General features: G+C 68.5%; 20 protein-coding genes. 5 read left to right on the forward strand and 15 right to left on the reverse strand.

Going from position 1 to position 20,143, the window contains the following annotated elements; all coding sequences use genetic code 11:
* Position 1 precedes the first annotated feature (1 nt).
* On the reverse strand, positions 2–592 hold the full coding sequence (locus tag GH2_RS12130) for a TetR/AcrR family transcriptional regulator (RefSeq protein ID WP_066167975.1): 591 nt from the start codon (positions 590–592) through the stop codon (positions 2–4).
* Between the two features lie 109 nt (positions 593–701).
* Here GH2_RS12130 and GH2_RS12135 point away from each other — a divergent pair, with 109 nt between their 5' ends.
* On the forward strand, positions 702–1,046 hold the full coding sequence (locus GH2_RS12135) for a GNAT family N-acetyltransferase (RefSeq protein ID WP_066167978.1): 345 nt from the start codon (positions 702–704) through the stop codon (positions 1,044–1,046).
* Between the two features lie 43 nt (positions 1,047–1,089).
* Here the strand turns inward: GH2_RS12135 and GH2_RS12140 are convergent, their stop codons facing one another.
* From GH2_RS12140 to rimP, 8 genes are all read right to left on the reverse strand, one after another.
* A complete protein-coding gene (locus tag GH2_RS12140; protein WP_244885373.1) occupies positions 1,090–1,839 on the reverse strand; it encodes an endonuclease domain-containing protein in 750 nt (249 codons plus the stop codon).
* Between the two features lie 184 nt (positions 1,840–2,023).
* Positions 2,024–3,298 carry an MATE family efflux transporter gene (locus tag GH2_RS12145; RefSeq protein WP_066167984.1) on the reverse strand — a complete coding sequence of 425 codons (1,275 nt, stop codon included), beginning with the start codon at positions 3,296–3,298 and terminating at the stop codon, positions 2,024–2,026.
* 13 nt (positions 3,299–3,311) lie between these two features.
* The gene (locus GH2_RS12150) at positions 3,312–4,277 is read right to left on the reverse strand and encodes a DHH family phosphoesterase (RefSeq protein WP_066167987.1); all 966 of its coding nucleotides are present in this window, start codon (positions 4,275–4,277) and stop codon (positions 3,312–3,314) included.
* The gene (gene rbfA / locus GH2_RS12155; RefSeq protein WP_066167990.1) at positions 4,274–4,732 is read right to left on the reverse strand and encodes a 30S ribosome-binding factor RbfA; all 459 of its coding nucleotides are present in this window, start codon (positions 4,730–4,732) and stop codon (positions 4,274–4,276) included. The genes GH2_RS12150 and rbfA overlap by 4 nt, the downstream gene beginning before the upstream one ends.
* 3 nt (positions 4,733–4,735) lie before the next feature.
* Entirely contained in the window at positions 4,736–7,552 is a 2,817-nt protein-coding gene (gene infB, locus GH2_RS12160; RefSeq protein WP_066167993.1) for a translation initiation factor IF-2, read from the reverse strand.
* A 102-nt stretch (positions 7,553–7,654) separates the two neighbouring features.
* Entirely contained in the window at positions 7,655–7,972 is a 318-nt protein-coding gene (locus tag GH2_RS21300; RefSeq protein ID WP_084247458.1) for a YlxR family protein, read from the reverse strand.
* Between the two features lie 3 nt (positions 7,973–7,975).
* Positions 7,976–9,019 (reverse strand): transcription termination factor NusA, encoded by a 1,044-nt coding sequence (nusA, locus tag GH2_RS12165; protein ID WP_066167996.1) that lies wholly within the window; start codon positions 9,017–9,019, stop codon positions 7,976–7,978.
* A 39-nt stretch (positions 9,020–9,058) separates the two neighbouring features.
* On the reverse strand, positions 9,059–9,634 hold the full coding sequence (rimP, locus tag GH2_RS12170) for a ribosome maturation factor RimP (RefSeq protein WP_307825386.1): 576 nt from the start codon (positions 9,632–9,634) through the stop codon (positions 9,059–9,061).
* Between the two features lie 104 nt (positions 9,635–9,738).
* Here rimP and GH2_RS12175 point away from each other — a divergent pair, with 104 nt between their 5' ends.
* A complete protein-coding gene (locus GH2_RS12175) occupies positions 9,739–10,248 on the forward strand; it encodes a twin-arginine translocation signal domain-containing protein (RefSeq protein WP_084247459.1) in 510 nt (169 codons plus the stop codon).
* Positions 10,245–10,670 carry a ferritin-like domain-containing protein gene (locus tag GH2_RS12180; protein ID WP_066168002.1) on the forward strand — a complete coding sequence of 142 codons (426 nt, stop codon included), beginning with the start codon at positions 10,245–10,247 and terminating at the stop codon, positions 10,668–10,670. The genes GH2_RS12175 and GH2_RS12180 overlap by 4 nt, the downstream gene beginning before the upstream one ends.
* A gap of 14 nt (positions 10,671–10,684) precedes the next feature.
* On the opposite strand, the gene GH2_RS12185 is transcribed toward GH2_RS12180, so the two are convergent.
* Positions 10,685–12,415 carry a proline--tRNA ligase gene (locus GH2_RS12185; RefSeq protein ID WP_066168005.1) on the reverse strand — a complete coding sequence of 577 codons (1,731 nt, stop codon included), beginning with the start codon at positions 12,413–12,415 and terminating at the stop codon, positions 10,685–10,687.
* Between the two features lie 60 nt (positions 12,416–12,475).
* Between GH2_RS12185 and yaaA the strand changes: the two genes are divergently transcribed.
* Positions 12,476–13,216 (forward strand): peroxide stress protein YaaA, encoded by a 741-nt coding sequence (yaaA, locus tag GH2_RS12190; protein WP_066168008.1) that lies wholly within the window; start codon positions 12,476–12,478, stop codon positions 13,214–13,216.
* Between the two features lie 9 nt (positions 13,217–13,225).
* On the opposite strand, the gene GH2_RS12195 is transcribed toward yaaA, so the two are convergent.
* From GH2_RS12195 to GH2_RS12205, 3 genes are read right to left on the reverse strand one after another with little or no spacing between them, the layout of a single operon-like run.
* Positions 13,226–13,687: a hypothetical protein gene (locus GH2_RS12195; protein ID WP_066168011.1), complete on the reverse strand. Its 462-nt coding sequence runs from the start codon at positions 13,685–13,687 to the stop codon at positions 13,226–13,228.
* Position 13,688: 1 nt separating this feature from the next.
* Positions 13,689–14,909: a uroporphyrinogen-III C-methyltransferase gene (gene cobA / locus GH2_RS12200; RefSeq protein ID WP_066168014.1), complete on the reverse strand. Its 1,221-nt coding sequence runs from the start codon at positions 14,907–14,909 to the stop codon at positions 13,689–13,691.
* A gap of 51 nt (positions 14,910–14,960) precedes the next feature.
* Entirely contained in the window at positions 14,961–15,929 is a 969-nt protein-coding gene (locus GH2_RS12205) for an acyl-ACP desaturase (protein ID WP_066168440.1), read from the reverse strand.
* A 100-nt stretch (positions 15,930–16,029) separates the two neighbouring features.
* On the opposite strand from GH2_RS12205, the gene GH2_RS12210 reads away from it, so the two are divergent.
* Positions 16,030–16,683, forward strand: coding sequence for a response regulator transcription factor (locus tag GH2_RS12210; protein ID WP_066168017.1), 654 nt, complete (start codon positions 16,030–16,032; stop codon positions 16,681–16,683).
* A gap of 27 nt (positions 16,684–16,710) precedes the next feature.
* Here the strand turns inward: GH2_RS12210 and GH2_RS12215 are convergent, their stop codons facing one another.
* On the reverse strand, positions 16,711–18,351 hold the full coding sequence (locus GH2_RS12215; RefSeq protein WP_174545346.1) for a GAF domain-containing sensor histidine kinase: 1,641 nt from the start codon (positions 18,349–18,351) through the stop codon (positions 16,711–16,713).
* 123 nt (positions 18,352–18,474) lie between these two features.
* Complete coding sequence (mqo, locus tag GH2_RS12220) at positions 18,475–20,058, reverse strand: malate dehydrogenase (quinone) (protein WP_066168020.1); 1,584 nt, start codon at positions 20,056–20,058, stop codon at positions 18,475–18,477.
* Positions 20,059–20,143 lie beyond the last annotated feature (85 nt).

The raw sequence follows: 20,143 nt of genomic DNA on the forward strand, positions 1-20,143 counted from the left end.
GTCAGCCGACGCCGAGAAGGTCCGCAGCGACCTCCTCGAGCCGATCTCGGATCGTTCTCATCGGCGCGCCGGTGGCCGCGGTCGCCATCAGCAACCCGAGGTAGGCGAGGTAGGTGGTCCGTCCGGCCGCATCGGCACGATCACCGAGCCCGGCGTCGCGGTAGATGTCCGCAAAGGCGACGTTCAGGGCGACGGCCAGGCTCGTGAACACCTCGGTTCGATGGGTTCCCCGAGTCAGGATCGATCCGTACTCACGAGCGAGTTCCGGATGTTCGTCGAAGAGTGCGACGAAGGGCGCGACGGTCTCCCCGATCCGCTGCGGCACCGTCAACTCGTCGGCACGGCGGACGCCGCCGTCATCCGCGGCGTGAACGTCTCCGATCCAGCGGTCGTAGCACTCCAGGAGAAGCGCATCCTTGTCGCCGACGCCCATCACCGTGCCGGTACTGACGCCTGCCTCAACGGCGATCGCCCGAACGGTCGCGCTTCGGAATCCAGTGCGAAGAAACAAGCGCTGAGCCGCAGCGACGACCGCGTCTCGCGTCTGCTCACGCTGGTGCGATCGCGATGTTTGAACGCGTTCATTGAACATGTTCAGATCCTACGCGCCTGCCTTCGACCGACGCAAGGACCAGTGATGCGACCGAGTGATTGGCCGACAATCGCACCATGTCGCGCCTGCTCGGGGGTAGCTTCGAGACATGACCACGTCCGTCCCCGTACCTCCGCCGACGGTTCAGCTCACACCTGAACCCGAGCTTCGTCACGTGCCCGACCGCGACCGTTACGAGCTCTGGTCGGGCGACGAACTGATCGGCGTCGAAGGCTACGAGCCGCGCGAGGACGGCACTGTCGTCCTTCTCCACACCGTCGTCACCGAGAAGTACGGCCGTGCGGGCTTTGCCCGTCTGCTCGTCTCGTCGGTCCTCGACGAACTCACCACCCAAGGCACCACGATCGTCCCCGTCTGCACATACGTGCAGAAGTTCCTGGACAGATTCCCGCAGTATCGAACCGCCGTCGCCCCTAGTCATCCGAAACCGTGACATTCGGTACCCACGGCGTTCCAGATGTCCCACTTTCGCCGGCCTACCGAGGTTCAGAATTCAGGACCCCGAGGACTTCGTCGATGACGCCCCCGGGGGAGTCGACGAGCTGGTGCCAGGTGTAGACCTTCTTCCGCCACCGCGCGTCGTCGAGCGCGTTGTATTTCGCGCGATCGGACCGGAACCGCGGCTGCTGGTGGTGAAAGGCCCAACCGTCGATCTCGACCGCGAACTGCCGCTCGGGCCACGCGAAGTCGAGCCTCCACGGACCGAACGGGAACTGCTGCACCCACCCTGTGATCCCGGCGTCACGAAGCAGTCGGACGAAGATCCGCTCCGCCTCCGACTCCGAATCCTCGGCGGCGACGGCGACCAGCCTCCGTGCGGCCGCCATGCCCTTCCATCCGCTGGTTCGGTCGATGACATCCCCGAGTTCATCGACCGAGACCGCTCCGATCTGCAGCACGCGGTCGAGAAACTGACTGCCATCCTTCATCGACGCCGCGCAGAACACTGCGGTCGCAGGCAACGTGGTCACCGGAAGCCCGCGCACCAGCGTCACATCGTCCTCGTGGTAGCGCCGACGCAGCAGGTCGACCGGTCCCAGCGGCCAACGCGCTCCTCGCGTCCGGTCGAAGGCGCTGACCGTGAGCGGATAAGCGAGGTCGTCGAGCAGACCGTGCCACCACGCCGCGGTGGTACGGTCGGCCACCCCGCGATGCGCCGCGACCGCTGCACGCACCAGCACCGCCTCGGTCAACGGGTGCGACGCGCTGCGATGAATGCCGGTCACCACCGGGCACCATTCACCTCGATCCAACCGCCCCTGGACCTGGCGACGCGTCAATCCGAGTCGCAACGCCTCCGCCGTCGTGATGACGCCGTCCCGTTCAGCGAGCAGTTCTGCAATGGCACCGGTCTCCCCCACATTCGGTTAGACGCAGCGCACCTCGGTTCGGTTCCACGACACGCCGGAGCTACGTCACCCAGGCTCCGCCGCGGACCCGCCACACGACAGCCGCGAACCGCGCGCACATGAACGCCAGCAGGCCGGTCCAGATGCCTGCGAGCCCCCAGTCGAAGATCAACGACAGCCAGATCAACGGCAGGAACGCGCCGAGCGCGCCCGCGAGCGTCGCCGTCCGCAGGAATGCCGCATCGCCGCTGCCCAGCAGCACCCCGTCGAGGGCGAACACCACGCCGGCGATCGGCAGCATGACGACGAAGAACCACCAGGGCGTGCGCATCGCGTCCAGAATCTGCGGGTCGTCGGTGAAGATCCGCGGGATCGCCCCGACCCCGACGGCCAGGATCGCCGCCACCGCGACCGACAGTCCGAACGAGATCACGGTCGCGCGCTTGGCCGCGGACCGTGCCGCACCGTAGGCGGTGGCGCCGAGCGCTGCGCCGACCAGTTGCTGCGCCGCGATGGCGAGCGAGTCGAGCAGCAGCGACGTGAAGTCCCACAGCTGCAGCACCACCTGGTGCGCGGCGACTTGCGCGACGCCGAATCGGGCCGCGACCGCGGCCGCGGAGATGAAGCAGATCTGGAACGAGAGGCTGCGCAGCACCAGGTCGCGGGCCATCGACAACTGCGCTCGGATCACCGACCAGTCCGGTCGAAGGCGCCCTCGACTCTCCGTCACCAATCGCCACGCGAATGCGATGCCGGTCAGGCCCTGACCGATCAGGTTCGCCCACGCGCTGCCCTCCAGCCCCAGGCGCGGCAGACCGCCGACGCCGTGCACCAGGCCGACGCACAGGACGGCGCCGACGGCCAGGCCGCCGACGACGAAGTACACCGGGCGACGAACGTCCTGCACCCCGCGCATCCACCCGTTGCCCGCCATGGACAACAGGATCAGCGGAACCCCGAACAGTGCGATGCGCAGCCACGACGCGGCGTCGCTCGCGACGGCGTCGTCGGGTACCAGGGCGCCGGTGATCCACGGCGCCAGGATCCAGCCCGCCGCGCTGATCACCGTGCCGACGCCCGCTGCGATCCAACTCGCCTGCACGCCTTCGGCGACCGCGCGTTCGCGATCGCCCGAGCCGAAGGCCCGGGCCGAGCGGGCAGTGGTGCCGTAGGAGAGGAAGGTGAGTTGTGTGCTGAGCGTCGCCAGCACCAGTGTCGCCACACTCAGCGCCGCGAGCTCCGTCGGACCGAGCCGACCGACCACCGCCAGATCCAGAATCAGATACAGCGGCGGTGCGATCAGGACGACGAGCGCAGACGCCGCGAGCCGCAGCATCGCCACGTCGTCGCTACTCCGACCCCAGTGCGGCGAGGAGCCGCTCGACGATCTCCGCGGCACTCCCGGAATCGCTGTAGCCGGCCGCATGCATGTGTCCGCCGCCGCCGAACGACCGCGCGACGGTCATCACGTCGACGTCGGTCTTGCTGCGCAGCGACACGGCCCACCGGCCGACGGCGACCTCCTTGAAGACTGCGGCCACTTCCGCCTCGCGCGCCGTGCGGACGACGTCGATGACGCTCTCCGACTCGTCCCAGTTGATGGTCGACATCATCTCGGCGTCGACGATTCCGTAGACCAGCCCGCGACCGCGCGCGGCGGCGGTGTCGAGCACCGAATCGGCAAGGACCTTCGACACCATCCGCAGCCAGGAGTACGGATGCGCGTCGAGCAGCACTCGACTCCAGTGGCTGCCGTCCACGCCGGCTTCGAGCAGGCGCGCCGCCACCCCGAACGACGCCGGGCGCGCCCATTTGAACGACCCGGTGTCGGTCACCAGCCCGGCGTACAGGCAGGTGGCGATGTCCGCAGTCAACTCGACGCCCAGCAGGTCGACCACCCGCAGAATGATCGACGCGGTGCAGTCGGCCTCCGAATCGATGAGATCGAGATCGGCGAAGCCGGTATTGGAGACGTGGTGGTCGATGCACACCGAGGTGCGCGTCGACTGGAACAGGGATTCGAGATCACCCAGTCGGCCCGAGGTCGCCGCATCGACGGAGACCACGACGTCGGCGTCGGGCAGGTCCGCGGCGTCCACCAGCAGGTGGGCGCCGGGCAGCTCCCGGAGCGGACCGGGCAGTGCCTCCGGACCGGAGAACGAGCAGTGCACTCGTTTCCCCAGCCCGGAGAGCGCCAGACCCAAGCCGAGCGCGCTGCCGATCGTGTCGGGATCGGGTCGCACGTGGCTGATGATCGAAACCGAGTCGGCACGGCCGAGCAGCTCGGCGACCGATTCACTCGATGCCGGATTCACCCGGCGGAGCCCTCCGCGTCGTCGGCCTCATCATGCCGATACGGATCCGTGTCACCGGCAGGCTTCGCATCCCGAGCCGTCCGCGCGACCATCTCGTCCTGCGCACGCGCACGCGCCAGGAGCTCGTCCATGGCGCGGGTGGCGTCCGGGACGGTGTCGAGCTCGAACCGCAGTGTCGGTGTGAACCGCACTCCGGTGCCCGCGCCGACCTTCGAGCGCAACGCGCCGGTCGCGGCGGCCAGACCGGCCGCCGCTTCCGCCACGTCGGGCTCGGCGTCCACCGACGCTCCCATCACCGTGTAGAAGACGGTCGCGTCGTGCAGATCGCCGGTCACCCGGCAGTCCGTGATGGTCACGTGAGCGAGCCGAGGATCCTTGATCTCCCCACCGATCGCCGAAGCGACGATGGTGGTGATCCGCTTGGCGAGCCGTGCGGCCCGTGCAGGATCTGCCATGCCTTAGTCCCGTGCCTTCTCGACCATCTCGTACGCCTCGATGACGTCGTCGACCTTGATGTCGCTGTAGGTGAGCGTCAGACCGCACTCGTAGCCCTCGCGGACCTCGGTCGCGTCGTCCTTCTCACGCTTGAGCGAGCTGATCGTCAGGTTCTCGGCGACGACCGTGTTATCGCGCAGCAGGCGTGCCTTCGCATTGCGACGCATGATGCCCGACTGCACCAGACAACCGGCGATGTTGCCGACCTTGGACGACTTGAAGATCGCACGGATCTCCGCACGGCCGAGCGCCGACTCCTCGTAGATCGGCTTGAGCATGCCCTTGAGCGCCGCCTCGATCTCCTCGATCGCCCGGTAGATGACCGAGTAGTAGCGGATCTCGACGCCCTCGCGGTTCGCGAGCTCCGTGGCCTTGCCCTCGGCGCGAACGTTGAAGCCGATGATGATCGCGTCCGACGCCGCCGCGAGGTTGACGTTGGTCTCGGTGATGCCACCGACACCGCGGTCGATCACGCGGAGCGAGACCTCATCGTCGATCTCGATCTGCAGCAGCGACTCTTCGAGCGCCTCCACGGTGCCCGAGTTGTCGCCCTTCAGGATCAGGTTGAGCTGGCTGGTCTCCTTGAGCACCGAATCCAGATCCTCGAGGCTGATCCGCTTGCGACTGCGCGCGGCCAGCGCATTGCGCTTGCGCGCGTTGCGACGGTCGGCGATCTGCCGCGCGATGCGGTCCTCCTCGACCACGAGCAGGGTGTCGCCTGCTCCCGGTACGGACGTGAAGCCGATGACCTCGACCGGACGCGACGGGTAGGCCTCGTCGACGTCGTCGCCGTGCTCATCCACCATGCGCCGGACTCGGCCGTAGGCGTCGCCCGCGACAATCGAGTCGCCGACCCGCAGGGTGCCGCGCTGGATGAGGACCGTCGCCACCGGGCCGCGACCGCGGTCCAGGTGAGCTTCGATGGCCACACCCTGTGCGTCCATGTCGGGGTTCGCCCGCAGATCGAGCGACGCGTCTGCCGTCAGCAGCACCGCCTCGAGCAGCTGATCGATGTTCAGCCCCTGCTTCGCGGAGATGTCGACGAACATGGTGTCGCCGCCGTACTCCTCCGGAATCAAGCCGTACTCGGTCAGCTGACCGCGGATCTTCGTCGGGTCGGCGCCTTCCTTGTCGATCTTGTTGACCGCCACGACGATCGGCACCTCGGCCGCCTGCGCGTGGTTGAGCGCCTCGACCGTCTGCGGCATGACGCCGTCGTCGGCCGCGACCACGAGGATCGCGATGTCGGTCGACTTCGCACCGCGGGCACGCATGGCGGTGAACGCCTCGTGACCCGGGGTGTCGATGAAGGTGATCAACCGGTCCTCGTCGTTCAGGTGCGTGTTGACCTGGTACGCGCCGATGTGCTGCGTGATGCCGCCGGCCTCGCCGCCGCCGACGTTCTCCTTACGGATGGTGTCGAGCAGTCGGGTCTTACCGTGGTCGACGTGACCCATGACGGTGACCACCGGGGGACGCTGCGCGAGATCTTCCTCGCCACCCTCGTCCTCGCCGAAGGTGAGGTCGAAGCTCTCCAGGAGCTCGCGGTCCTCGTCTTCGGGGCTGACGACCTGAACGACGTAGTTCATCTCGCCGCCGAGCAGCTCCAGCGTCTCGTCGTTGACCGACTCGGTCGCGGTGACCATCTCGCCGAGGTTGAACAGGGCCTGGACCAGCGATGCCGGGTTGGCGTCGATCTTGTCGGCGAAGTCCGACAGCGATGCGCCGCGAGCGAGGCGGATGACCTCACCGTTGCCGTGCGGCAACCGGACGCCGCCGACCTCGGGAGCGCGCATCGAGTCGTACTCTTGCCGCTTCTGCCTCTTCGACTTGCGTCCACGACGCGGAGCGCCGCCCGGACGACCGAAGGCACCGGCCGTGCCGCCACGACCGCGACCGCCGCCGCCACCGGGACGACCGCGGAAGCCGCCGCCGGGAGCACCGCCGCCGCCACCGCCGTTGCGGAAGCCGCCGCCGCCACCGGGACCGCCGCTACGACCGCCGGGGCCGCCACGACCGCCGGGACGTGCGTCGGGGCGCGCTGCACGCTGCGGCATCGCACCCGGGCTCGGACGGGACGGCATGTTGCCGGGGTTCGGACGGGGACCGCCCTGACCGGCGCCGGGGCGCGGGCCGCCCTGACCTGGACGAGCACCCTGCGGGCGGGGGCCACCCTGGCCGCCGCCGGGGCGCGGACCGCCCTGACCTGGACGTCCCTGTGGACGCGGACCGCCTGCACCCGGACGCGGGCCCATGGGGCGCGGTGCGGGAGCCGACGAGAACGGGTTGTTGCCGACCCGCGGCTGGCGAGGTCCGGGACGCGGGCCCGGACGGGGACCGTCTGCCGACCGGCCGCCCGACGCAGCTGCGGGCTTGGGAGCCGCCGGAGTCTCCGGGGCCTTCGGCGCAGGCTTCGGACCCGGCTTGGCGCCAGGCTTCGGTGCTGCCGCCGCGGCCGGAGTGGGCTTAGCCGACGGAGCGCTCGGAGCCGGAGCCGCGGGCTTCGCGGCAACGGGCTTGGCCGCCGAGGGCTTGGGTGCCGGACCGGGCTTGGGACCGGGCTTGGCACCCGGTTTCGCCGCCGGCTTGGCCGGTGCGGCGTTGCCTCCGGCGGAACCGCCGGAGGTGAAAGACTCACGCAGTCGACGGGCCACGGGGGCCTCCACCGTCGACGATGCGGATTTGACGAACTCGCCCTGCTCCTTGAGACGTTCCAGCACTACCTTGCTGGCGACGCCCAATTCCTTGGCTAGTTCGTGAACGCGGGCTTTGCCTGCCACTGCTCTCCTCACTTGGAGGTCGAGCGGGCTACCCGCTACGACCTCGGTTCAATCAGTAAACGTGCTCATCGTGGAGACTTCACGGTGTGCTCATGTCTTCTGCTACCTGTCCTGACCCCGTAGGGGGTCCTCATGGGCGACCCCACCGATGGCCTCGGCGAGATCCTCTGGGTTCACGACGACGCCGCGATCCCGTAGTGCCGCTCCGAATGTTCTGCGCCGCACCGCGAGCGACAGACACGCGTCGTCTCGATGCAGCCAGGCGCCTCGTCCCGGCAGTCTCCCTCGTTCATCGACAACCACATGTGCGGTGTCGTCTATTCCGCGCACCGCCACGAACTTGACCATCTGGGCGGCGAGTTCGCGCTGACGACAACCGATGCAGGTACGCACCGGAGGTGCCGACGTTCGAAGGGCCACGGGTCAGTTTAGCGTATCCACGGGCTCGTCGGTGCCACCGTCGGTGTCACGCGGGCCACCGTCGCCCGCATCCGACCGGATATCGATCCGCCAGTTGGTCAGCCGAGCGGCCAGACGCGCGTTCTGCCCCTCCTTGCCGATGGCCAGGGACAGCTGGTAATCCGGCACGATCACCCGTGCCGCCTTGGCCTCGGGATCGATGACGGTCACCGAGAGCACCTTGGCCGGCGAGAGCGCATTGCCGACGAACACCGCGGGATCGCTGGCGTAGTCGATGATGTCGATCTTCTCGCCCGACAGTTCGCTCATCACATTGCGAACGCGCTGTCCCATCGGGCCGATGCACGCACCCTTCGCGTTGAGTCCGGAGACGCCCGTGTGGACGGCGATCTTCGACCGGTGCCCGGCCTCGCGCGCAACGGCGACGATCTCGACGGAGCCGTCCTCGATCTCGGGGACCTCGAGCGAGAACAGCTTCCGCACCAGATTCGGGTGGGTCCGCGACAGGGTGATCTGCGGACCGCGGGCGCCGCGCGCGACGCCGACGACATAGCACTTGATGCGGTCCCCGTGCTTGTAGTTCTCCCCCGGCACCTGCTCGGCGGACGGGATCACACCTTCGGTGGAGTTGGCGTCGGAGCCGATCTGCACCACCACCAGCCCGCGGGCGTTGGCCTTCGCGTCGGCCTGGACCACGCCGCCGACCACCTCGCCCTCGTGCGCGGCCAGCTCGCCGTAGCTCTTCTCGTTCTCGGCGTCGCGCAGACGCTGCAGGATCACCTGGCGGGCCGTCGTCGCGGCGATGCGGCCGAAGCCCTCGGGCGTGTCGTTCCACTCGTGCACCACGTTGCGGTCCTCATCGAGCTCCTGCGCCATCACGCGGACCTCGCCGGACTTGCGGTCGATGTCGATGCGCGCGTGGGGGGCGAAGCCGTCGGTGTGGCGGTAGGCGGTCAGCAGGGCCGTCTCGATGGCTTCGAGGACGGTGTCCGCGGGGACGCCCTTGTCCGCCTCGATGAGTCTCAGTGCGCTGATGTCGATGTGCATGGTGGTTGCTCCTATTCGCTTGTCGGATTGAGTTGTCGATTATTCAGTTGTCGCCTGCGCAGCCGGTTCGCGACGTCGGACGATCTCGTCGTCGGAGAGCCCGCAGGCCCGCAGAACCGCCTCGCCCGGCCGGGTGAAGTCCACTTCGACAACCGCCTGCGTGATGTCCGCCAGGGCGATGTCGACGGTCCGGAGCCGCCCTTTGTCGGCCGTCACCACCGTCACGCGCTCGTCGTCGCTCACTCCGATACGCGCTTCGAGAGTGCTTTCGACGTCGCCCGCGCGGTACTCCAGGTTCACTTTGCGCCCCTGATTGCGGCGCCAGTGCCGCGGCAGCGTCAGCGGTCGGCCGATGCCCGGTGTGGTGACTTCGAGGTCGTACGGCGACTCGCCCAGGAGGTGCGCGTCGTCGAGCACCGGCTCCAGTTCGCGGCTGACGTCGGCGAGTTGGTCGAGGGTCGCGCCCCCGTCGCGATCGATCATGATGCGGACGTCGCGCCGACCGGGAGGGGTCAGGACGGCGACGTCCTCGAGGTCGAATCCGAGCCGCTCGAGCACCGGGACCACTCGTTCGCTGATCCGCGCGGTCAGGGCCTCGCCTGTCATACCGCTCATCCTCCTGATTCTCTTCTCTCGGTCGAGTCGCGCCTGGGCTCGGCGCGCCCGCCCGACCGGGCTTCGAGTGTAGTCGACGGAGACGACTGGCAGAATCGTCGACTGTGACTCCACACCCGATCCGCCGCGAGGCCCCGATCCCGGATTCTCCGATCACGCGCAGAGGCCTGCTCCGCGGCGGTGCCGCCGCCGGTGCCGCGGTGGCGCTCGGGGGGTCGTTGTCGGCGTGCGACACCGGTCCGACGCAGCGTCAGCGCGACGCCGAAGCACTGATTCCGCACGCTCGGGCGGCCTTTCGGGACCAGGCTGCTGCGCGGCAGCTGGCTCCGCGCAACACCGCCTACACCGAGGCGTTGACGACGGTCGCCGATCAACGTGGAGCCCACCTGACCGCACTGCGCGACGAGATCAATCGGCTGCATTCCTCGATCGCCGATCAGATCGAGTCGACGGCGACGAGCCCGACCGCGTCGGTGCAGGCGCTCGGCAGTCAGATCGAGCAGTCCGCGACCGCCGCGGGTAGAGCCGCCGTCGCCATGTCCGGCTTCTCCGCGGGTCTCCTCGGATCCATCAGCGCCTCCTGCCAGACCCTCGCGAAAGTGCAACTCGGATGAGCCAGAACGACGCCCTCGACGCAGCCGCCGACGCGGAGAACGCCGCCGTCTTCACCTACGGCGTCCTCACTGCATTCACCACGCGCGAGGTCCGCACCACGGTCGCCGAAGACATCGCCGCCCATCGGGTGCGCCGCGATCAGCTCAACGAGAAACTGCTCGACGCCGGGCGCGACGAGCGCACGCCCGCTCCCGGCTACACCCTGCCGGTAGAGGTGACCGACCAGGAGTCCGCCGCCAAGGCCGCGATCACCGCCGAGCGCGACTGCGAGACCGCCTACCGCGCGCTGATCGAGCAGGCGTCCGACGCCTCGGTCCGACGGATCGGCGTCGACGGCCTCACCGACTGCGCGTTGCGGTCGTCGTACTGGCGCGGGGTGGCCGGAGCCACCCCCCGGACCGTGGCGTTCCCCGGCCAGTAGCCGCTCGTCGTCGGCTATCCCCGCGCTGCCGCGATCACGGCGTCGACGGCGCCGTCGACCGGCGCCTGCACCGTCTCGCCGGTGAAGCGGTCGCGGATCTCGATGGTGCCGTCGGCCCAGCCCCGGCCCACCACCACGACCACCGGCATGCCCAGCAGCTCGGCGTCCTTGAACTTGACGCCCGGCGACGCCTTGCGATCGTCGAACAGGATCGACAGACCGGCGGCGTCCAGATCGGCGGCGAGTTGCTGCGCGCCGGCGACGGCGGCCTCGTCTTTGTTCGCGATCACCAGGTGCACCGCGAACGGCGCCACCTCGCGCGGCCAGCGCAGCCCCTTCTCGTCGTGCATCTGCTCGGCGAGCACGGCGACCATGCGCGAGACGCCGAGTCCGTAGGACCCCATGGTGACCCGGACCGGTTTGCCGTCCTCTCCGAGCACGTCGAGCTCGAAGGTGTCGGTGTACTTGCGACCGAGCTGGAAGATGTGCCCGATCTCGATGCCCTTCGCGGTCTCGAGCACGCCCTTGCCGTCCGGTGACGGGTCGCCCGCCCGTACCTCGGCGGCCTCGATGACGCCGTCGGGGGTGAAGTCGCGGCCACAGACCAGATCGACGTAGTGCTTGCCGGGCTCGTCGGCGCCGGTGATCCAGCGGGTGCCGCTGACCACACGCGGGTCGGCGAGGAAGCGGAAGCCCGCGGCCTGCACGCCCTTCGGGCCGATGTAGCCGCGGACGAGCTGCGGGTTGGCCTCGAAGTCGGCGTCGACGAGCAACTCCACCTCGGAGGGTTCGACGGATGCTTCGAGTCGCTTGAAGTCCACCTCCCGATCGCCCGGGACCGCGACGGCGGTGATCTCCCACTCGCCACCCGGCTTGCGAATCTTCACCATGATGTTCTTGAGGGTGTCGGCTGCGGTGTACTCGCCGTCGAGCGCCCCGTTGGCCCACTCGACGAGCGTGTCGATGGTCGGGGTGTCGCCGGTGTCGTGCACCGACGCGGCGGGCGCGTCGTCGAAACCGATTGCGTCCGGAACCGGCGTGATCACCGCTTCCACATTCGCGGCGTATCCCGACTCGGTGCTGCGCACGAAGGTGTCTTCACCGACCTCGCACTCGGCCAAGAACTCCTCCGAGGCGCTACCGCCCATGGCGCCCGAGGTCGCCGCGACAATGACGTACTGGACGCCGAGTCGCTCGAAGATGCGCTGGTAGGCGGCGCGGTGCGCGTCGTACGACGACGCCAGCCCCTCGTCGGTGAGGTCGAAGGAGTAGGAGTCCTTCATGACGAACTCACGACCGCGCAGCAGTCCCGCGCGGGGACGCTCCTCGTCGCGGTACTTGGTCTGCACCTGGTACAGCGTCACCGGGAGATCCTTGTACGAGCTGTACTCGCCCTTCACCAGCTGGGTGAAGATCTCCTCGTGCGTGGGACCGAGCAGCATGTCGGCGCCCTTGCGGTCCTTGACGCGGAACAGCGCGTCGCCGTACTCGGTCCACCGACCGGTGGCCTCGTACGGTTCGCGCGGCAGCAGCGCGGGCAGCAGGATCTCTTGCGCCCCGATCGCGTCCATCTCCTCGCGGACCAGGTTCTCGACGGCACGGAAGACCTTGAGGCCCAACGGCAGCCACTCGTAGACGCCGGGGGCGGCACGGCGGATGTAACCCGCGCGCACCAGCAGCTTGTGGCTCGGGACTTCGGCATCGGCCGGGTCGTCGCGAAGGGTACGCAGAAACAGGTTCGACATCCGTGTGATCACGATGTACCAGCTTAATGGGACCGACCCGCCGTTGGTTAGGGTGGTCGCGTGCTCGTGATCCTGCCTCCTTCGGAGACCAAGTCTGACGGCGGCACGTCCGCTCCGCTCCAGCTGGACGGGTTGACGCTGCCCGACCTGAATCCGATCCGCCGCAAGCTCGCCGACGCGATCGTCGAGCTGGCGGCCGATCTCGACGCCTCCCGAACCGCTCTGGGCCTGGGCGCGTCGTCGGTCGCGGAGATCGAGCGCAACGCCGACCTCTGGGACTCGCCGACCCGCACCGCGATCACGCGGTACACCGGCGTCCTCTACGACGCACTCGACTATCCCGGAATGACGCGAGCGAGCAAGACCAAGGCGGGTGACCGGCTGATGATCGGCTCGGCGCTGTTCGGCGTGGTCGGCGCACGCGATCTGATTCCCGCATACCGCCTGTCCGGCGGTTCTCGGCTCCCCGGCTTCGGGACGCTCGGCTCACTATGGAAGCCGACGCTCTCCCCCGCGCTCGACGCGCTGGACGATTTCGTCGTCGACCTCCGCTCCGGCGTCTACCAGAAACTCGGACCGGTCCGCGGCGCGGTGACCGCGACAGTCGTCACCGAGGCCCCCGACGGTTCACGCAGCGTGGTCAGCCATTTCAACAAGCATTACAAGGGGCTGATGGCCCGCGAACTGGTCCGGACGCGTCGAACCGTGCGCGACGTCACCGCGCTGGCCGCCGTCCTCGCCGACGCGGGACAGCGCGTCGAGATCGACTCGTCAACCGCGATCACGGTCGTCACCGACTGAATCCGACGATCACTTGGCCTGGGGGAAGAACCACTGCTCGTCGTCGACGTCCTTGCGGGTGCGACGGTCGTCGACGATGGAGGCCTCCACGACTTCGTCGATCTGAGCCTTCTGAGCACGCAGGCGACCGTACCCGTAGGCGCCCGCCATGCCGACGACGCCGGTGACCAGGCCGATCAGCATCTGAAACTCGCCGTTGTCGCTGCCTGCATCGGCGGAGATCCGGTAGATCCAGCCGTTGAGAGCGATCACCGCGAGCGCTCCGAACGTCAGCGGCACCACGAACGTAGTGGTGACAGAGTCCGGCAGCGGTACGATCCCCCGACTCCGGCGATAGAGTTGCCACGCCGACATCACGACGACGGCGACGCCGACGAGGACGGCGGTGACCACGGGGTGCAGCCACCAGGCGCCGATCGCCGCGGCGAGGAGCAGAAGGCCGGCCAGACCTGCGGCCAAGCGTGCAGTCATGTCAGAACTCCAGTACTCGATCCGCGTCGGTGAAACCGGCCACCGGTCCGACGACGGCGATCGCCGGAGCGATCAACTTCTCCTCGCGCGCGGTCTGCCCGGCGTGCGCGAGGTCGGTGCGCAGCAACCGCTGGTCGGCACGCGAGGCGTTCTCGATGAACGCGACCGGCGTGTCGCCCGCCCGCCCGCCGTCGAGCAGCGCCGTCGCGAACTCGTCGATCCGCTTCACCGCCATCATGATCACGATGGTGCCTCGCATCTGCGCCAGCGCCGGCCAGTTGGTCAGCGAGTCGGGATGATCCGGACCCACGTGACCGGACACGATGGTGACCTCGTGCGTCACCCCGCGATGGGTGACGGGGATGCCCGCCAGTTCCGGTCCCGCGATCGGGCTGCTGATTCCGGGCACCACGGTCACCGGCACGCCGGCGTCGGCGCACGCCTGCAGTTCCTCGAAACCGCGGCCGTACACGTACGGGTCGCCGCCCTTGAGCCGGACGACGAACTTGCCGGCCTTGGCGCGGTCGATGAGGATCTCGTTGATCTGCTCCTGCCGCATCGCCCGGCCGTACGGCACCTTGGCGGCGTCGATGACCTCGACCTGCGGGCCCAGTTCGTCCAACAGTCCGATCGGCGCCAACCGATCGGCCACCACGACATCGGCCTCGGCGAGCAGTTTGCGGCCGCGCACGGTGATCAGATCCGAGTCGCCGGGACCGCCGCCGACCAGTGCGACGCCCGCCGCATGTCGGGGACCGTCGCCCACCTGGAGCGACGTCCCGTCGGCGAGGGCGTCGCTGATCGCCGTGCGGACCGCGCCCGACCGGCGGTAGTCGCCGCCCGCCAGAACGCCGAACTGCAGGTCGCGGTATGTCCCGGACGCCGGCGTGACCGCGGTCCCCAGCTTGCCGTCGTCGGCGCGGACACAGAACACCCGCGTGCGTTCGGCCTCGGCGACGACCGCCGCGTTGACGTCCGGATCGTCGGTGCACGCCATCGCGTACCAGGCGCCCGCGAGGTCGCCGTCCGCGTAGGCACGACGATGCACGGTCACCGCGACCTCGGATTCGACGGCCGGGGTCGGGTCGACGGCGATGACGTGGACGTCGGCGCCCGCGGCGATCAGATTCGGCAGACGCCGTTGCGCGACGCCGCCGCCTCCGACGACCACCACGCGACGCCCGCGCAGGTCGAGTCCGGCGAGATAATGGGGTTGCACCATGACAGACCAGCCTAGTCGGTGGGTGCGTGTGACCCGGCCCGCGCCCGACGCTCACCGGGCTGCGGCACGCTCCAGCGCGCGAGCCCGCGACTCCTCGAACTTGGCGACCTTGATGTTCATCTGCGCCAAGTACTCGGACAGTTTGTCGCGGTACATCTCGCCGAGCGGGCCGAAGTCGTCGCGATCGAAGATCCGCCACTTCCGCAGCACCGGCAGCACCACGTCGTGCAGGTGCTGCGGAAGGTCGTAGATGCCGCCCTTGGCGATGAGCACGGCGTTCCGTCGGAAGTTCGGCATCGTGGCGCCCGGCATCTGGAAGTTCGAGACGATCAGGTAGATGGCCGCCATGGCCTCGTCGGGCACCAGATCCAGCGCCCCGGCGACCACGTTCCGGTAGAACAGCATGTGCAGATTCTCGTCGGCGGCGACACGCGCCAGCATGCGGTCGGCGATCGGATCTCCGCAGGCCTTCCCGGTGTTGCGGTGGCTCACCCGGGTCGCGAGCTCCTGGAACGAGACGTAGGCGACCGCGAGCAGCATGTCGTAGCTGTGGTCGCGCTGACCGTCGTCGTCGGGCAGCGGGTCGAATCCGCCGATCATGTGCAGCATCCGGGTGCGTTCCAACTCCACCGGGTCGACGCCGCGGGTCACCACGAGGTAGTCGCGCATCACGATGGAGTGCCGCATCTCCTCGGCAGTCCACCTCCCGACCCAGTAGCCCCAGGCGTCGTCGAGGCTGAAGTTGTCGGCGATCACCCGGTGATACGACGGCAGGTTGTCCTCGGTGAGCAGGTTCGTGATCATCGCCGCTTTCGCGGTCTCCGACAGCTGCGACTGCTCGGGATCCCAGTCCACGCCCCCGAGGGCGGCGAAGTTCCGTCCGTCGTCCCAGGGAACGTAGTCGTGCGGGTTCCAATCGATCGTCATCTTGAGGTGACGCTCCACCTCGGTCTCACACACGGGCAGGAGTTCACGCAGCAGGTCGCCGCCGGTCATCGGGGTGCCGATCAAACTGGTCATGGTTCCCACTCTGGTGGTCACCACCTGCGATTTCTCGGGGCGAAGGTCCCGTCGACATTGGGCCCCGAGTCGCCTCCTGCCCTGTTGTAGCGTTGAGGCCATGGCCGAAACAGCACCCAGGCATCGCGTCTTTCTCGTCGACGATCACGAGCTCGTCAGGCGCGGTCTCCGCGATCTGTTGAGCACCGCGGAGGACCTCGAAGTGGTCGGCGAGGCTGCCACTGTCGACGAGGCGTGGGTGGGCATCAATGCCACCAAACCCGACGTCGCCGTGCTCGACGTCCGGCTCCCCGACGGCAACGGCGTGGAACTGTGCCGATCCGTGCGGAGCGCGCTGCCGCGGGTGCACTGTCTGATGCTCACCAGCTACGCCGACGACGACGCGCTGCTGGCCGCGGTCCTGGCCGGAGCCTCCGGATTCGTCCTGAAGCAGATCCTCGGACACAACCTGGTGGCCGCCGTGCGGACCGTGGGCGCCGGCGGGTCGCTGCTCGACGATCGGAGCACCGCCGCCCTCCTGGCACGACTGCGCGACGGCGAGCCCACCGATCCCCTCGCTCGCCTCACCGGTCAGGAGCGGGAGGTGTTCACCCTGATCGGTCAGGGGATGACGAATCGGCAAATCGCCGACACGATGTTCCTCGCCGAGAAGACGATCAAGAACTACGTCTCGCGCATCCTCGCGAAGCTCGACATGCAGCGTCGTACCCAGGTCGCGGTACTCGCGACCGAACTGCGCGCACGGGAGCGCTGACTCGAGAGCTCGCCCACCGCGAGCACGTCAGTGCAGCGGCGCGGTCCAGGTCAGCGTGGTGCCGCTCGCAGCGCTGCTGGTGATTGTGAAGTTGCCGTCGCAGTTGTCGGCGCGACGGGTCAGATTCGCCAGCCCCGAGTACTCGGCGGTCGGCGGGATCCCCCGTCCGTTGTCGGTCACCTCCACGGTCACCACATCGTCGGCGACGATCCGCACACCGATCCGATCGGCGCCCGAGTGCCGGAGGGCGTTCGAGATCCCCTCGCGCAGCACCGCTTCGATGTGCGGCGCCAGCCCGTCGGGCACCAGGGTGTCGACGGGTCCGAGGAACGCGACGCTGGGCACGATCGGTGCATGCGCCGCGACCTCGGCGACCACGTCGAGTACCCGCCGCCGGAGCGTGACGGCTCCGCCGTGACCGGGCATCCCCTGGAGGTCGAAGATCGAGGTCCGGATCTGCGCGATGGTGCCGTCGAGATCGGTGATGACCTGTTCCAGTCGCTCCTCGTCGATGACGGTGCAGTCCAATTCGTGCCGTGCGGCCTGCATGGTCTGCACCGACATCCCGATCGCGAACAGTCGCTGAATCACCAGATCATGCAGGTCGCGGGCGATTCGGTGGCGATCCTCCAGCAACTGCAGATCACGGCTGAGCTGCTGTTGGTCGGCGTACGCGAGGGCGAGCGAGGCCACGCGCGCGGCGCCCTGCAGACCGGCCACCTCCTCGCCGGTCCAGTAGCGGCGTTCTCCCCGCGTCACCACGATCGCCGACTCACCCTGACCGCCCTGCAGCGGCTGAACGGTGACCCATCCCGCGCCGCGCCGCAGCCACGGCTGTGAACCGGCAAGCAGTTGTCGTACCACCAGTCGCCCGGCCGCGACCTCGTCGTCCGGGTCGACGACGGCGAACAGATTCTCGACGTCCGGCAGTGCGCCCGTGTGCCCCGCCACCTGCGCGCCGGTGACGATGAAGACGTCGACGGCCCCGGTGAGTGCCGAGACGTCCCGGCAGAGGCCGTCGAGCGTGTCCGTCAGTTCGGTGCCGGCCAACGGCTCCGAGCCGCGGTCGGCGATCACCTGCATCCACCGCAGGCGCGCCTGCGCCCGTTCGAAGGCGCGCGAGTTGTCGACCGCGATCCCGACGGCGACGGCGAGCACGGCGACGATCTTCTCGTCGAGCGGGGTGAACTCCGGAGCCCCCTGCTTCTCGGTGAGGTAGATACTGCCGAACAGCTCGTCGCGCACGATGATCGGCGCGCCGAGGAACGTGTCCATCGGCGGATGGTTGGGCGGGAATCCGACCGACGACGGATGGTCGGAGAGTTTCCCGATGCGGAGCACCTCGGGATGGTGGAGCAGTTCGCCGAGCACACCGCGCCCGACGGGCAGCGGCCCCATCGTCGCCCGGATCTCCGGGGAGATGCCGGTGTGGACGAACGCCTGCAGACTCAGTTCCGGCCCGCGGACGCCGACCGCACAGTACCGCGCGGCCAACGCGTCGGCGGCCACCTCGGCGATGCGCTGCAACGCTTGATCGAGTTCCAGCCCGCGCCCCACCAGGAGGACGGCCTCCAGCAGGTCGCGCATCGTCGTCGGGTCACCCACGGTGGCGTCGGCGAGGGCGTCGAGCGCCGCATGCACTCCGGCCAGGTCGCGTCGGCGGGTCACAATGCATCGGCTCCTTTCGATGAACGAACAACGCCGCGAGACCAGCACGCTGACTGGTCTCGCGGCGTGTGGGGCGTTTGCGGTGATGGTACGCCCGTGATCGCGTGCGGTGAGGCCGAGGAGTTATCCGTTGACCTGTGCGGCGCCGGTCTGTCCGGCATCGCTCTGTCCGGCGCTGTCCTTTCCGGTGAGCTGCAGGCTCCGGCCGGTCCAGTCCCACAGTTCCCGGTACAGCGACGGGTTGTCGTTGAGCTTCTGGCCGAACGACGGGATCATCTCGGTGAGCTTGCTCTTCCAGCCGTCGAAGCGGGTGCCGCCGAAGCACTGCTCCAGCACCGAGATCATGGCGGGAACGGCGGTCGACGCGCCCGGCGAGGCGCCGAGCAGGCCGGCGAGCGTGCCTTCGCCCTCGGCGACGACAGCGGTGCCGAACTCGAGTTTGCCGCCTGCGCCGTGCTTGCGGATCACCTGGACGCGCTGGCCTGCGGTGATGAGCTCCCAGTCCTCACCGACCGCCCGCGGCGCGAAGTCCTGCAGCGTGTGGACGCGATCGACGGGGCTCGCGGCGAGCTCGGAGATCAGGTACTTGAGCAGACCGAACTCCTGCGGCGCGATCGACAGCATCGGCAACAGGTTGCCCGGCTTCACCGACTTCGGGAGGTCCATGATCCCGCCGGACTTGAGGAACTTCGGCGACCAGCCCGCGTACGGCCCGAACAGCAGTCCCTTGTCGTGGTTGATGACGCGCGTGTCGAGGTGCGGCACCGACATCGGCGGAGCGCCGACGGCGGCCTGACCGTACACCTTCGCCGAGTGCTGAGCGATGACCTCCGGGTTGGTGCAGCGGAAGAACTCGCCGCTGACCGGGAAGCCGCCGAAGCCCTTGGCCTCCTTGATGCCGGACTTCTGCAGCAGGTGCAGCGCGCCGCCGCCCGCGCCGACGAAGACGAACTTCGCCTCCACGCGCAGCGTCTCACCGTTCCGGCTGTTGCGGACCTTGATGAGCCAGCTGCCGTCGGACTGTTTGGTGAGGTTGCGGACCTCGTGACCGAAGTAGAGGTCAGCGTCGCGACCGACGTAGTTCAGGAGCTGCTGGGTGAGTGCGCCGAAGTCGACGTCGGTGCCGTCCTCGAACCAGTTGAGGCCGACCGGGTTGGAGAAGTCGCGTCCGGCGGACATGAGCGGCAGACGTTCGGCGAAGACGGCGTCGTCGTCGATGAACTCCATGCCCTCGAACAGGGTCTGACTCGCCAGGGCCGCGTGCCGCTTACGGAGGAAGTCGACACCGTCCTGGCCGTGGCAGAAGCTCACGTGCGGGATGGGGTTGATGAACTCGTCCGGCGCCCCGAGGAGCCCCTTGTCGACGCCGAACGACCAGAACTGACGCGACATCTGGAACTGCTCGTTGATGCCCAGCGCCTTGGTGATGTCGATGTCACCGTTTGCGTCGGCCGGGGTGTAGTTCAGCTCGCACAGCGCCGAGTGACCGGTGCCCGCGTTGTTCCACGGGTCGCTGCTCTCCGCCGCGGCCGCTTCGAGTCGCTCGAACACGCTGATCGACCAGCTCGGTTCCAATTGGCGGAGCAGTGCACCGAGCGTGGCGCTCATGATTCCCGCGCCGACGAGCGCTACATCCGTCTTGATCACTGTGGCCACGCTGTTGAACTCCTCCACCCATAGGGCATTCAAGACCTGTTTCCGCCTCATTGTTCACCATGGCGTTGTCAGAGCAGGCATCGGTTACCTCAAGTGTGGGGTGTGCGACATCGCGTGCCACGCCGACCTATCGATC

Source organism: Gordonia hydrophobica NBRC 16057 (genome assembly GCF_001592365.1).
Lineage (GTDB): Bacteria > Actinomycetota > Actinomycetes > Mycobacteriales > Mycobacteriaceae > Gordonia > Gordonia hydrophobica.